Source organism: Aequorivita capsosiphonis DSM 23843, assembly GCF_000429125.1.
Lineage (GTDB): Bacteria > Bacteroidota > Bacteroidia > Flavobacteriales > Flavobacteriaceae > Aequorivita > Aequorivita capsosiphonis.
Genome location: NZ_AUBG01000020.1, coordinates 63,004 through 76,618 on the forward strand (window position 1 = coordinate 63,004; position 13,615 = coordinate 76,618).

General features: G+C 37.5%; 13 protein-coding genes. 7 read left to right on the top strand and 6 right to left on the bottom strand.

What is annotated here, in order from left to right; all coding sequences use genetic code 11:
* Positions 1-134 precede the first annotated feature (134 nt).
* The 3 genes from dinB to G440_RS0115325 all read left to right on the top strand — a co-directional run bounded on the left by dinB (position 135) and on the right by G440_RS0115325 (position 2,714).
* Positions 135-1,238, top strand: coding sequence for a DNA polymerase IV (gene dinB / locus G440_RS0115315; RefSeq protein ID WP_026452122.1), 1,104 nt, complete (start codon positions 135-137; stop codon positions 1,236-1,238).
* 157 nt (positions 1,239-1,395) lie between these two features.
* Positions 1,396-1,623 carry a UPF0175 family protein gene (locus G440_RS0115320; RefSeq protein WP_026452123.1) on the top strand — a complete coding sequence of 76 codons (228 nt, stop codon included), beginning with the start codon at positions 1,396-1,398 and terminating at the stop codon, positions 1,621-1,623.
* Positions 1,624-1,901: 278 nt separating this feature from the next.
* Positions 1,902-2,714, top strand: coding sequence for an SH3 domain-containing protein (locus G440_RS0115325; RefSeq protein ID WP_026452124.1), 813 nt, complete (start codon positions 1,902-1,904; stop codon positions 2,712-2,714).
* A 101-nt stretch (positions 2,715-2,815) separates the two neighbouring features.
* Here G440_RS0115325 and pyk read toward each other — a convergent pair whose 3' ends face one another.
* The 5 genes from pyk to G440_RS0115350 form a co-directional block, all read right to left on the bottom strand.
* Positions 2,816-4,246: a pyruvate kinase gene (gene pyk / locus G440_RS0115330; RefSeq protein WP_026452125.1), complete on the bottom strand. Its 1,431-nt coding sequence runs from the start codon at positions 4,244-4,246 to the stop codon at positions 2,816-2,818.
* Positions 4,247-4,738: an IPExxxVDY family protein gene (locus G440_RS0115335; RefSeq protein ID WP_026452126.1), complete on the bottom strand. Its 492-nt coding sequence runs from the start codon at positions 4,736-4,738 to the stop codon at positions 4,247-4,249.
* A 147-nt stretch (positions 4,739-4,885) separates the two neighbouring features.
* Entirely contained in the window at positions 4,886-5,629 is a 744-nt protein-coding gene (gene rnc, locus G440_RS0115340) for a ribonuclease III (protein WP_026452127.1), read from the bottom strand.
* 3 nt (positions 5,630-5,632) lie between these two features.
* The gene (fabF, locus tag G440_RS0115345; RefSeq protein WP_026452128.1) at positions 5,633-6,886 is read right to left on the bottom strand and encodes a beta-ketoacyl-ACP synthase II; all 1,254 of its coding nucleotides are present in this window, start codon (positions 6,884-6,886) and stop codon (positions 5,633-5,635) included.
* Between the two features lie 10 nt (positions 6,887-6,896).
* Positions 6,897-7,130 carry an acyl carrier protein gene (locus G440_RS0115350; RefSeq protein WP_014781833.1) on the bottom strand — a complete coding sequence of 78 codons (234 nt, stop codon included), beginning with the start codon at positions 7,128-7,130 and terminating at the stop codon, positions 6,897-6,899.
* Between the two features lie 341 nt (positions 7,131-7,471).
* On the opposite strand from G440_RS0115350, the gene purN reads away from it, so the two are divergent.
* Together purN and G440_RS0115360 are read left to right on the top strand one after the other, a co-directional pair.
* Positions 7,472-8,044: a phosphoribosylglycinamide formyltransferase gene (gene purN, locus G440_RS0115355; protein WP_026452129.1), complete on the top strand. Its 573-nt coding sequence runs from the start codon at positions 7,472-7,474 to the stop codon at positions 8,042-8,044.
* Complete coding sequence (locus G440_RS0115360; protein WP_026452130.1) at positions 8,037-8,669, top strand: ribonuclease H1 domain-containing protein; 633 nt, start codon at positions 8,037-8,039, stop codon at positions 8,667-8,669. The genes purN and G440_RS0115360 overlap by 8 nt, the downstream gene beginning before the upstream one ends.
* Before the next feature lie 108 nt (positions 8,670-8,777).
* On the opposite strand, the gene G440_RS0115365 is transcribed toward G440_RS0115360, so the two are convergent.
* Positions 8,778-10,412, bottom strand: a complete 1,635-nt coding sequence (locus G440_RS0115365) for a hypothetical protein (protein WP_026452131.1) — start codon at positions 10,410-10,412, stop codon at positions 8,778-8,780.
* A 147-nt stretch (positions 10,413-10,559) separates the two neighbouring features.
* Between G440_RS0115365 and G440_RS0115370 the strand changes: the two genes are divergently transcribed.
* Together G440_RS0115370 and G440_RS0115375 are read left to right on the top strand one after the other, a co-directional pair.
* Positions 10,560-11,483: a PfkB family carbohydrate kinase gene (locus G440_RS0115370; protein WP_026452132.1), complete on the top strand. Its 924-nt coding sequence runs from the start codon at positions 10,560-10,562 to the stop codon at positions 11,481-11,483.
* Between the two features lie 59 nt (positions 11,484-11,542).
* Entirely contained in the window at positions 11,543-13,441 is a 1,899-nt protein-coding gene (locus G440_RS0115375) for an amidophosphoribosyltransferase (protein WP_026452133.1), read from the top strand.
* Positions 13,442-13,615 lie beyond the last annotated feature (174 nt).

The following is a 13,615-nucleotide window of genomic DNA, read 5'->3' on the forward strand; positions in this document are numbered from 1 at the left end:
CAAGCTTGCCTGCCGGCAAGGCAGGTTTTGAAAAGCTTGTAGGAAGTTAATAAAACCCCGAAGGTTTTCTTCCTTCGGCGGATAAATGAAAACCTTTGGGGTTTGGAATCCATTAAAGGTAGTATTTTTACACTATGTTCCAAGAACACCAAAACCGCAAAATAATCCACATAGATATGGATGCTTTTTATGCTTCCGTAGAGCAGTTGGATAATCCTGAACTTCGGGGGAAGGCTCTCGCCGTTGGAGGCAGTGAAAAGCGTGGTGTTGTGGCAGCAGCAAGTTATGAAGCCCGAAAATTTGGTGTCCGCAGCGCAATGAGTGGAATGGCGGCTAAACGAAATTGTCCAGATCTTATATTTGTTCCGCCTAGATTTGATAGATATAGGGAAGTTTCGAAACAAATCCGTGAAATATTTTTTGAATATACAGATTTGGTAGAACCGCTTTCACTGGACGAAGCCTACCTTGATGTAACCGAAAATAAAAAGGGAAATCCCAGCGCCTCGATGATTGCCGAGGAAATTCGGAAGAAAATAAAAGAAAAAACTGGCCTGAATGCTTCCGCAGGAATTTCCATCAATAAATTTGTCGCAAAAATTGCGAGTGACATCAATAAACCAAACGGCCAAAAAACCATTGTTCCGGAAGAAGTAGTTCCTTTTTTAGAAACCTTGGACGTAAAAAAATTCTTCGGCGTTGGCAAGGTGACCAAGGAGAAAATGTATCGTTTAGGGATATATACCGGAATTGATTTAAAGAATCAGTCGTTGGAATTTTTAAATGAAAACTTCGGAAAGAGCGGAAATCATTACTTCAACGTGGTTCGCGGAATTCACAATAGTAAAGTAAAACCATCCAGAACGCAGAAGTCATTGGCTTCGGAACACACTTTCACGGAGAATATTTCTTCGGAAATTTTTATGATGGAGCGTTTAGAGGAAATCGCCAATGAAGTGGAACAGCGTTTGCTCAAAAGAAAACTGGCGGGAAAAACGGTTACCTTAAAAATTCGTTACAGCGATTTCAGCATACAAACCCGAAGCAAAACCGTTCCGCAATTTCTTTCTTCCAAGGAACTAATTCTAGAAGTGGTTAAAGAACTGTTATATCAAGAAAAAATGAAGGACTCTGTGCGCTTATTGGGGATTTCAATTTCGAGTCTTAACAATGAAAAGCCTAAAAAGAAAGAAGATCTTAAGGAATCCATAGATGTTCAATTGAAGCTGGAGTTTTAGTCCCGCCCCCTCCCGATAGTTATCGGGACCTCCCGAAGGGAAGGAGATTTAGTATATTATATAGGCAATAGAGGCGAGAGGCAATCCTAAAACTCCACCCATTATGAGATTTATTAGCTTAAAGGAAATTATGTATCTTTGATATAACGATAGGAACATGCGTATGCTAAAATTGCGATTACCAGATACTTTAGAAGTAAACGATTTTGATATTTCAATGATGATTGCATCACAGTTATATAAGAATTGTAAACTTTCGTTGGGGGAAGCTGCAAAAATGGTTGGGGTTTCCAAGGAAACTTTTATGGAGTTACTTGGACATTATGGAGTTTCTGTTTTTAGCACTTCGGTTTCAGACTTACGGGAAGATATAGCCAATGCCTAAAGTTATAATTTCTGATAGAATCATATTACCTTTTCAGTAAATCAGTATTGACTAAAGTTTAGTCCAGCAGTATATTCTGAACGAGGTTGTTAAACCAGACTGTAAGTCTGGTTTATTCGTGAAATCGATAAGGAATTATTTAAGCACATACATTCCACGCAAGAGTAGTTTCGTGAAAATTAGTGGGCTTCGTGGTAAAAATTTTAGAGGTTGAAGCGAGCCTGCAACAGACTTTAGAATTTCCCAGGCAGTTATTTCGGAACTTTTAAAGTTAAATAATGAAAACTAATAATGCAGACAGCATACTTTATACATCAATAATAACATTTATGAAAACTATAGCATTTCCCATTCTTGCCATTCTAGGATTCACCCTACTTTTTTCCTGTAAAAACGATGTCAAAACCAATGAAGAAACAACCTCTGTTGTTACTGATTCCATTCCCGCGGAAACCATTCCAGAATCTATGTATGTTACCGCTAGTAGCGGTTTGACTCTGCGTGAACATCCAAACTTGCAAAGTTCAAAATTGACGGTGATGCCATTGGGGACTAAGGTGAAACTTATTAATGCGGAAGAGAAAGCAACAATGAACGTCGGTGGAATTGATGGCGCCATGGATGAGGTGGAATTCAACAATATCAAAGGATTCGCCTTTAATGGTTTTATGTCGAAGTTTTCTCCCCCTGGAGAAACTGCAGTTGCGAAGAATTATGCTGAAGAACTAAAAAAGGATTTTCCAAAAGTAAATTATTCTGAAGCTACTGGAGGAACGGCAAGCAAGCCCACAAAAACCGAGACTTTAATTTTACCAACAGATAAATGGCACGAAGCTTTTTTTACGGCGCAGCAACTTTTTAATATTCCAAAATCATTCGCTTTTCCAAATCCAAAAGGATCCAATCACGAGACCCAACAAAATGCCAATAAAAAGAAGAACGATTTTATAAGCGAATTGCAGATTTCCAGAAATGCCAACCAACTTGAGAGAATTGTTTATAACTACAAAACCGATGGATTTGGATATGTAGTTACGATTTCAAAAGATGCTAATGGAATGAAACTTGAAAAAGTAGAGGTTGCGGATTAATACGAAATTAAAAGCTCTAGATTTTTTAAGAAAGATATTCATAAAAGAAAATGGTCCGTCTCTGGACCATTTTCTTTATTAGATTATTAAATTTTCCTAGTTTATTTCACCTGCGTAACCCTTAAAGTATTTACCATCCCCTTATCCACAATAGGCATAGCGGCAAGATTAATTAGATAATCACCTTTGTTTACATATCCTTTTTCACAAGCAATTCTGTTTACGTCGTCCACGGTTTCATCGGTGCTTACGTATTTGTCGTAATAGAACGCTTTTACGCCCCATAATAAGTTTAAACGCGCAAGAATACGTTTATTTGAAGTAAAGGCCAGAATAAAGGCCGAAGGTCGCCAAGCAGAAATTTGAAAGGCGGTATAACCACTATTCGTTAAAGTACAAATAGCTTCAGCTTCAATTTCATTGGCCATAAGTGCGGCGTGATAGCAAATAGACTTTGTTATATAGCGATTGGTTTTTATTTGTGGCGGCTCTTGGGGAACGCGTATTAATTCAGAATTTTCTACACTTTTTAGAATTTTGGCCATGGTTTTAATTACGGCTACAGGATAATTCCCCACGGAAGTTTCCCCTGAAAGCATTACCGCATCGGCGCCGTCCATCACTGAGTTTGCCACGTCGTTTACTTCGGCACGGGTTGGGGTAAGGGAAGTTATCATCGTTTCCATCATTTGTGTGGCGATGATAACTGGAATACGCGCTCGCTTGGCAGCAAGCACGAGTTCTTTTTGGATCAATGGAACTTCTTCAGCAGGAACTTCTACGCCCAAATCACCACGGGCCACCATTAAACCATCACAATAGGCGATAATCTTATCGATATTTTCAACAGCTTCTGGTTTTTCTATTTTGGCGATAATTGGAATTTTATATTCGCAATGCGCTTCAATCAATGCCTGTAATTCCTTTAAATCTTCTGCATGGCGCACAAAGGAAAGCGCCATCCAATCTACTTGTTGTTCTATCGCAAATACGGCATCGGCCTTATCCTTTGGGGTAAGTGCGGGAAGAGAAAGTCTGGTATTGGGTAGGTTCACTCCTTTTTTGGAACGCAAGGGGCCGCCTTGAATTACCATTACTCTAATTTCATTGGTTTTGTTGGTTTCCAAGACTTCAAAAATAAGTTTTCCGTCGTCTAACAGTACGCGTTCTCCAGCTTCTACATCCTTGGGAAAGTCGTTATAATTCATATAGACTTTCTTTTTGGTGCCTTCAAATTCCTCTCCGGTACAAAAAAGAAGCTCGTCTCCAGGTTGGAGCACTACTTCTTCTTTCATTACACCAACACGAAGTTTAGGTCCTTGCAAGTCGCCTAAAATGGCAACATGCAGATCTAATTCATCTGAAAGTCTGCGTATGGTGGTGATGTTTTCTTTAACGGTATCGTAATCTGCATGTGAAAAGTTTACCCTAAAAACGTCGACACCTTCTAACATCATTTGTTTTAAAACATCTTCGCTGTTGGTTGCGGGACCTAGCGTAGCTACTATTTTAGTTCGTTTTTGAGTTGACATTTAGTCGAAAATTAAATTGTTCTTAGATTTTATTGTATCGGTTTCCACACTATATGCGGAAATAATTTGCTTGATCTTGTTTATTTCAGAAATAAAAGTTGTGAGTAGCACATTTTCAAAGTCTGAATATATTTTCAGAAAATAATCTACCTTTTTAAATTCTGGAATCAGAAAATGATCTTTGGCTTTTTCAGAATTCATTTCGGAAAATAAGCCACCAGAGCTTTGTAAAGTCGCTTCGATTGTCCGGCATTTATTGGATATTAAATAATACTGGGTGTAGTTTATCTCGTCCGTAAAATCGAATATGGGAAACGTGGTTATTAATCCTTCAAATGTGAAATCAATATCAACCTTTCTTCTTTTAAATCTTGTATTTAAAAATTTATTCATCAAATAGGCCACTTTGTACTCTTCTTCACTACAATGTATTGCAATAAGGGTGAAGGGATCTTCACATTCTTCTTCAAAAAGTAGCTTATGGTTGGCCATTTTTAATTTAAATTTTAGTGATATTTCCGATATTGCAGATAGATTCCTTCTGCTGACTGTCTCCATACAAAAATAGACAACTTTAAAGGGAATAGCTAAAATAGTTGGGATGTTGAAAATAAAATTAATGTAAAGATAATCTCTAGCTCAGCCCTTTTGAGAATCTATCTTAAGTTGAAGCTTGTAATAGGCTCGTTTTGCAGCGCGTTCCTCGGCTTTCTTTTTAGAGGTAGCCCTTGCTTTTGCTACTATTTCGTCATCTACTTTTAGACGTACGGCAAAATGTTTAAGTTCATCTTTGCCTGTATCTTCGTAAATTTCAAAATTGAAAGGTTTTTTGTATTTCTGACACCATTCAATTAAAAGGCTTTTATAGCTAATAACTTTTCCTTCTAATTTTTTGATATCTACATAGGGCTTAATTACCTGCTTATAAATGAATTTTTCACAATACTTAAAACCGCGATCCAGATAGATTGCACCCACAAGTGCTTCAAAAACATTTCCGTAGATGTTTCCACTGAATTGTTGCGTTGGCACCGTTGTTTTTAGAAATTTCGTTAATTGTAGATCACGCCCCAATTCATTAAGATGTTCCCTACTAACCACTTTGCTTCGCATTTTAGTTAGATAACCTTCATTACCCTCTGGAACTTTTTTAAATAGGTGAGCTGCTATTACGGCGCCTAACATGGCATCTCCTAAAAACTCTAGTCTTTCGTAGTTTTGGGGTTGTCCATTTAGATTTTTTTCGTTTGTAGAACGATGGGTAAAAGCCGTTTCGTAAATGAAGATGTCTTTTGGCTTGAAACCCAATATTTTTTTCAGGGAATTAAAAAATTCCCCATCTTTTTCTGGACGGGTAGAAAATATGTTTTTAATGGAAGCCATTCATTAGGCATCAAGTTTTTTAAAGAGCACGCAGGCATTGTGCCCACCAAACCCAAAAGTATTGCTCATTGCCACTTTTATGTCGCGTTTTTGAGCCTTGTTAAGAGTAAGGTTTAAGGATGAATCAATGTTTTCATCTACCGTAGTATGGTTAATGGTAGGAGGAACAATTCCGTATTTCATAGACAAAATAGAGGAAATGGCTTCAATAGCTCCGGCAGCACCAAGTAGATGCCCCGTCATTGATTTTGTTGAATTGATATTGATGTCCTTGGCGTGTTCACCAAAAACACTTACAATTGCCTTTAATTCGGCAACATCACCCAAGGGTGTTGAAGTTCCGTGCGTATTGATGGCATCAACTTCATTCGGGCTCATATGTGCGTCGCGTAAGCAATTTAGCATAACGCGTTCCACACCTCTTCCTTCTGGATGTGGAGCGGTCATATGGTGCGCATCGCTGCTCATACCACCGCCAACAATTTCCGCATAAATTTTAGCCCCTCGTTTTTTGGCATGCTCATATTCTTCTAAAATAAGAGCTCCTGCTCCTTCGCCTAACACAAAACCATCTCTGGTTGCGTCAAAAGGTCTAGATGCTGTTTCGGGACTTTCATTGCGGGTAGACAATGCATGCATTGCGTTAAAACCTCCCATTCCAGCTATGGTTACCGCTGCTTCACTTCCTCCAGTAACAATAATATCGCAAGTGCCCAATCTAATATAGTTGAACGCGTCTATTATTGCATTTGCAGAAGATGCACAAGCAGAGACGGTAGTATAGTTAGGCCCCATAAAACCGTGTTTTATGGAAATGTTTGCAGGTGCAATATCGGCAATCATTTTTGGAATAAAGAAGGGGTTGAAACGCGGTGTTCCATCCCCTTCTGCAAAGTTTATAACTTCATTTTGGAAGGTTTCCAAGCCACCGATTCCCGCTCCCCATATAACGCCAACACGAAATTTGTCGACATCAATGAAATCAATTCCAGCATCTAAGATGGCTTCATCTGAAGATACAAGGGCGTATTGGGCAAAACGGTCTAGCTTTCGGGCTTCTTTCCTATCAAAATGGTCTTCTGCATTGAAATTTTTCAATTCACAAGCGAATTTCGTTTTGAACTTTTCAGTATCAAAATAGGTTATTGGGGCACAACCGCTTTTCCCTTCAATAAGGGCGTCCCAATATTCTTCAATATTGTTTCCAATTGGTGTAAGTGCTCCAAGACCAGTAACTACAACTCGCTTCAACTCCATAGAAGAATTCTTATTTAGCTGCTTCTATATATGAAATTGCTTGACCTACCGTAGCAATATTTTCAGCTTGGTCGTCTGGAATCTGGATATCAAATTCTTTTTCAAATTCCATTATAAGCTCTACCGTATCCAAGGAGTCGGCTCCTAAGTCGTTTGTGAAGCTAGCTTCGTTTACAACTTCGTTTTCGTCTACACCTAATTTGTCTACGATAATCGCTTTTACTCTTGATGCAATGTCTGACATAATTTTTAATTTTTTAATTTAATTATAAGTGGCAAAAATAAAATATTTTAATTGATTACACCATTTAATGTTCAAAATGTGAAAATGAGACTCATTTAAAATTCGTTTTTATACGAAAATGATATACGTCAAATTTATATTCATCTCTTAAATAGAGCAATACGCGATAAACAAGTATGTTTTATTTATGTTCATTGCGCATAGAAACATTTCAATGATACAAAATATCACCGAAATATTAAACCAAATTAAACAATTTTGGGCGAAGTAAAACCCTATTGCCTTACTTTTGTTGTTTTATTTATTAATATTTACTTCGAGAAAAACTTTTGGAAACGAGAATGAAGAAACGGATTGTAATTTTTGCGTCGGGTAGCGGTACCAATACCGAGAACATTATTAAATACTTTCAACGAACCCAATTTGCCGAGGTCGTTCTTGTGCTTTCAAACAAGAAGGATGCCAAAGTCTTGGAACGTGCTGAAAAGCTTAATGTTGAAGCGGTCTCTTTCACGAAAGACAAATTTTTATCAGAAGAAGGAGTATTGAAAATTTTGAAATCGGCCCAACCAGACCTAATAGTATTGGCTGGATTCCTACTTAAATTTCCTGAAATAATCATTACAGAATTTCCAGATAAAGTGATCAATATTCATCCGGCCTTGCTTCCAAAATATGGTGGAAAAGGTATGTACGGTAGTTTTGTGCACGATGCTGTATTAAACAACAAAGACGTAGAAACAGGAATAACCATTCATTATGTGAATGAAAACTATGACGAGGGAGCAATTATTTCACAGAAGAAAGTGAAACTTTTAAAAACGGAAACATCCGAAACGATTGCAAAGAAGGTTCATAGTTTGGAATACGAATGGTTTCCGAAGGTAATAGAAGAGATTCTTCAAAATGGGTAAAAAACAAAAATTTTACGTTGTTTGGTTCGGAAATCCTGCTGGAATCTTTAAAAGTTGGAAAGAATGTAAGCGCTCAATTCACGGGGTTCCCGGCGCGCAATACAAGAGCTTTGAAACTTTAGACGAAGCAAAAAAAGCCTACAATAAATCGTATGCCGATTATAAAGGAAAGACTGTAAAAAAAACAATTTCAAAGGAGTTACTTCAAAAAATAGGGGAGCCCAACTTATATTCTATTGCTGTTGACGCTGCCTCAAGCGGTAATCCGGGGAAAATGGAATATCGAGGAGTAGATACGCAAACGCATAAACAATTGTTCCATCAAGGTCCTTTTCAACAGGGAACCAATAATATCGGCGAGTTTTTGGCGCTGGTGCACGGTTTGGCTTTTTTAAAGCAACACAGTAGTGATAGGATTCTTTATACTGATTCTCGAATTGCAATGGGCTGGGTAAAAAAGAAGAAGTGCAATACAAAATTAAAACCAAATGCGAGAAACAAAACACTTTTTGAATTGGTTGTAAGAGCTGAAAACTGGCTCAAAACGAATAAATACGAAACCAAAGTAGTAAAGTGGGAAACCAAAGCTTGGGGAGAGATCCCTGCGGATTTTGGACGAAAATAAAATCCCCTTAATCCCCAAAGGGGAATTGATGACTCTTTTTAATACATCTTGTGATTTCTTTCGATGTTGATCGGAAATATAAAAACAGTTTAAGATTTTTAGTTTCTATCAATTAATTTCAGCGATCCATATATCTTTAAAGAGCGCTAAGTCTTTATTAGCGATCCATTTTTCATAAATAGAATTTAAGGCTTTGCCCTTAGCGATATAAACGTAATTCAATTTATTCTCTGGATTGACGAAAGTTCCTGGATGAAAGTTTTTCTCTTTTAAAGTTTTTGACCAATTCTCAGCATTGCTTATAGATGAGAAAGCATTTGTAATAATATAGTATCCCGGGTCTAAGCCAGGAATTGACATGCTTCGGATTTTAGTCTCCTTTTTTAATTTAGCTTTTTTTGTATCTTCTGAAGCAATAACCACAGGCTCCTTGGGTAAATTGCTTTTTGCAGATTTTTGAACTTCTTCAGCTGCTGGAAGATTTTTCTGAACATTTTCTTCCATTGTTTTAACTATTTCGATATCTTTTTCAGTTGCTACAGCTTTTTCGAGTTGCTTGAGGTTTTCGTGCTGCGTTAAGTTAGCGATTGGTTCTGGAGATTTGGCAGTTGTAACGGTTGCAATAGCCTCTGTTTTCTCTTGTAAAAAAGTATTGTTAATTTCCGTCTCAAAAGCGACAAAAAATAGATAATAGCGATCTGCTTTTCCTTGAAACTTAAAATTTGCCTGCGTCGTTGTATTGTCAAATAGCGTATTCTCCTTGTTTGGAATTTCCATCTTTAACAAATCAAAACCGAGCGTGTTCGCGCTATTCGGGTTTCTGTCAGTGAAAGATTCATTACCGATTGTTATGGAGCTATTGAAAAAATTTCTTTTTTCTCTAACATTATTGCTCAACGGAATAAAATCACCAGTCTTTTCATTTAAGACAGAAACCTGGTCTGTTTTTATTCTCCGGTCACCTTCCAAAGCGCCTATTGCAATAGTTGTTTGTACTTCTCCTTCCTCTTTACTTTTAAAGTCCTTAAAGTTTATTTCTACCTCCTTTTTATTTACCTCAACCAATCCGTTATAGATATTAAAGTACTTTGGACTTTGCGTTGGATCTTCATAAACAATATATAAAAGCCATCCTGCCGAACCTCCTCCCGAAATTTTACCTTCAGTGGCTTTTATATTTGCGGCGGTGTAAGTTCCTTTTATAGTTGGAAGGCTTTGAAGTCTCTTTGTAACATCGGCATAGCACACATAAGGTTTGTTGGTTTCAAAATCCTCGGAATGATAACTGTCGTAAATTGTTTCCCCATTAACTGTTTCATAATTTCCATTGGGAGTTTTGAGTTCAATTGAGTTTACTTTTTCAGTTCTATCTCCACGGCCCACGTAAACCATTTTATTGCCAGATTTTCTTAATATTCCTTTTTTAAAGGGATACAATCCGGACCAATAAAGTGCAGCATATTTAACCATCGTGTTTTCGGGAGAATCAATTATTGTTGCTTCACTAGAACTGAATGTAGACTGATCATTATCCATATCAATATATTTCATATCCACCAGATCGTTGGGCTTCGTTAAATTCATCAATGGTTTGACGGTGTGTTCTCCAAGAATGTTATTGCCAATAAGAATTGAGTTTCCTTGAAGATATAATTGTTTATTTTCTTTGAAAGAAACACCTTCCTGACCATGCGATAATTGAGAAAACAGACATAATATTAAAAGAAAGTAGATGTTTTTCATTGGTTTAGAATTAAAATTTGGGGAATTTACGATTTTATTAACAAATAGGCTTTTTAAGCTTTAAATCTAACATCCTATTAGTTAAGATCTATAAAAGGAAAAAATTGCAAATAATTGATTAAATTTGCACCTCTTTAAAAATCACGTATGAGTAAACTAGTTATAGTAGGCACCGTTGCGTTCGATGCCATTGAAACCCCCTTCGGGAAAACAGATAAAATTCTTGGTGGTGCGGCTACTTATATTGGCTTGGCAGCTTCGCAGTTTAAAGTTGATGGCGCTATTGTATCCATTGTTGGTGGCGATTTTCCTAAGGAAGATCTTAAAATGCTTGAAGATAATGGAATGGATATTTCAGGTCTTGAGATTGTTGAAAATGGAAAAACCTTCTTTTGGAGCGGAAAATATCACAATGATATGAATACCCGTGATACGTTGATAACAGATTTGAACGTACTTGCAGATTTCAATCCGCAAGTTCCTGCAGCCTATCGAGATGCCGAAGTAGTTATGTTAGGAAACCTTCATCCTCTCGTCCAACTGAGCGTAATCGAACAAATGGATTCTCCAAAATTGATTGTTTTGGATACCATGAATTTTTGGATGGATAGTGCTCTAGATGAATTGATGCAAGTTATAGCGAAAGTTGATGTTGTAACTATAAATGATGAAGAGGCAAGACAGCTTTCAGGCGAATATTCGCTAGTAAAAGCTGCACAGAAAATTATGGAAATGGGACCTAACTATGTGGTGATAAAAAAGGGTGAACACGGTGCGTTGCTTTTTGGTGATGATGATGTGTTCTTTGCCCCAGCAATGCCATTGCGTGAAGTTTTTGATCCAACTGGGGCTGGCGATACATTTGCTGGTGGTTTTACTGGTTACCTGGCGAGAACTGGTGATTATACTTATGATAATATGAAGAATGCGGTTATCAATGGATCTGCATTGGCGTCATTCTGTGTAGAAAAGTTTGGTCCTGAAAGATTGTTGAATCTCACAAATAAAGACGTGCATCAGCGCATACAACAATTTAAAAGCCTGACACAATTTGATATTAAGTTAACCTAAATACGCGCCCTGAAATTACAGGGCGTTTTTTATACATTTTATATAGTTTTAGAAAAAATATGAGCGACGCGTTAAAACACGAATGTGGAATTGCCTTGGTAAGATTGTTAAAACCCTTGGAGTATTATAAGGAGAAATACGGTACGGCATTTTACGGGGTAAACAAAATGTATTTAATGATGGAAAAACAGCATAACCGTGGACAAGACGGCGCAGGTTTGGCCAGCATTAAATTAGATGTCAATCCTGGAGAGCGATATATAAGTCGGGTGCGTTCCAATGATGCACAGCCCATTCAAGATATTTTTGCGCAGATAAATGAACGGATCAATTTGGAGTTTACGGAACATCCAGAATATAAAGATGATGTTGCCGCGCAAAAAAAGAACATTCCATATATAGGTGAATTGTTTTTAGGACACGTTCGCTATGGTACTTTTGGACTTAATAGTGTAGAAAACGTACATCCCTTTCTTCGTCAAAATAACTGGATGCACCGTAACCTTATTATTGCGGGAAATTTTAATATGACGAATACGAATGCCTTGTTTGATAATCTTATAAACTTGGGAATGCACCCAAAAGAAAAGGCAGATACCGTTACGGTGATGGAAAGAATAGGTCATTTTTTGGATGATGCCGTTCGCAAACTATATAAAAAGGCGAAAGCAAAAGGATTGAACAAGCAGGAAGCTTCTCCTTATATCGCCGAAAATTTGAACCTAGCTAAGATTCTTCGTAAGTCGGCCTCCAATTGGGATGGCGGATATGCAATGGCTGGACTTTTGGGGCATGGCGATGCATTTGTACTACGTGACCCTGCTGGAATTAGACCAGCATACTACTATCAAGATGATGAGGTAGTGGTGGTTGCTTCTGAAAGACCCGCTATTCAAACAACTTTTAATGTTCCATTTGAGGAGGTGAAGGAATTGAATCCTGGCAACGCATTGATTGTGAAGAAAGATGGAAGTATGAAAATATCCGAGATTTTGGCCCCATTAGAACGAAAATCCTGTTCTTTTGAAAGAATCTATTTCTCACGTGGAAGCGATGCCGAAATTTATCAAGAACGAAAAATGCTGGGTAAATTAGTTATGCCGAAAGTACTTGAAGCAATAGACTATGATACCGAAAATGCCGTTTTTTCATTTATACCCAATACTGCAGAAACTTCGTTTTATGGAATGTTGGATGCGGCACAAGACGAATTGAACAAACAAAAAAATGAGGCTATATTACAGGAAAAGGAAAGTTTGACAACGGAACGGCTTCAGCAGATTCAGGCACATAAAATTCGTACAGAGAAAATAGCCATAAAGGATGTAAAACTAAGAACATTCATAACGGACGATAGTAGCCGTGATGACCTTGTGGCACACGTTTATGACGTTACCTATGGCGTGGTAAAAGACAGCGATAACCTAGTGATCATTGATGATAGCATTGTAAGAGGAACTACTTTGAAAAAAAGTATTCTTAAAATGCTCGACAGACTTCATCCAAAGCAAATTGTTGTAGTTTCTTCAGCACCACAGATTAGATACCCAGATTGCTATGGAATAGATATGGCGAGATTGGAGGATTTAGTAGCCTTTCAAGCAGCTTTACATCTTCATAAGGATAGAGGCACCTATGCAATTGTAGAAGAAATTTACAATAAATGTAAAGAGCAGCTACCGATGGAAGATATCTCTGTGGTTAATCACGTAAAAAAGTTATACGCACCTTTTACGGACGAGGAAATTTCAGATAAGATCGCTGAAATTATTAGTGAGGAAAATATACAAGCTAAAGTCAAACTTATTTTTCAATCCGTTGATAATTTGCACAAGGCCTGTCCCAAAAACTTGGGCGATTGGTATTTCACAGGTAATTACCCAACAGCAGGAGGAAATAGAGTTGTAAATCGTGCTTATATCAATTTCTACGAAGGAAATCCGGAGCGAGCTTATTAATCACTAAAGACTTTAACAGACTTCCAACCGATTATCGGAAAGTTGATCCACTTTATCGAATTTGTTGATTTACTGTGTTTTGGTGCCAAAAGTTAAATTATATTTGAACTTACCATTTGACGTAAGTAGGTTAGGTCTTTGGTAAGATTTGGGGCAAAAAAGGTAGGTGAAAGC

Coding starts and splice junctions, on each gene's coding strand:
- G440_RS0115335 (WP_026452126.1), bottom strand. CDS start 4,738: ATGGCCAACCATAAGCTACTTTTTGAAGAAGAATGTGAAGATCCCTTC.
- G440_RS0115325 (WP_026452124.1), top strand. CDS start 1,902: ATGAAAACTAATAATGCAGACAGCATACTTTATACATCAATAATAACA.
- G440_RS0115350 (WP_014781833.1), bottom strand. CDS start 7,130: ATGTCAGACATTGCATCAAGAGTAAAAGCGATTATCGTAGACAAATTA.
- dinB (WP_026452122.1), top strand. CDS start 135: ATGTTCCAAGAACACCAAAACCGCAAAATAATCCACATAGATATGGAT.
- fabF (WP_026452128.1), bottom strand. CDS start 6,886: ATGGAGTTGAAGCGAGTTGTAGTTACTGGTCTTGGAGCACTTACACCA.
- purN (WP_026452129.1), top strand. CDS start 7,472: ATGAAGAAACGGATTGTAATTTTTGCGTCGGGTAGCGGTACCAATACC.
- G440_RS0115370 (WP_026452132.1), top strand. CDS start 10,560: ATGAGTAAACTAGTTATAGTAGGCACCGTTGCGTTCGATGCCATTGAA.
- G440_RS0115365 (WP_026452131.1), bottom strand. CDS start 10,412: ATGAAAAACATCTACTTTCTTTTAATATTATGTCTGTTTTCTCAATTA.
- pyk (WP_026452125.1), bottom strand. CDS start 4,246: ATGTCAACTCAAAAACGAACTAAAATAGTAGCTACGCTAGGTCCCGCA.
- rnc (WP_026452127.1), bottom strand. CDS start 5,629: ATGGCTTCCATTAAAAACATATTTTCTACCCGTCCAGAAAAAGATGGG.
- G440_RS0115375 (WP_026452133.1), top strand. CDS start 11,543: ATGAGCGACGCGTTAAAACACGAATGTGGAATTGCCTTGGTAAGATTG.
- G440_RS0115360 (WP_026452130.1), top strand. CDS start 8,037: ATGGGTAAAAAACAAAAATTTTACGTTGTTTGGTTCGGAAATCCTGCT.
- G440_RS0115320 (WP_026452123.1), top strand. CDS start 1,396: ATGCGTATGCTAAAATTGCGATTACCAGATACTTTAGAAGTAAACGAT.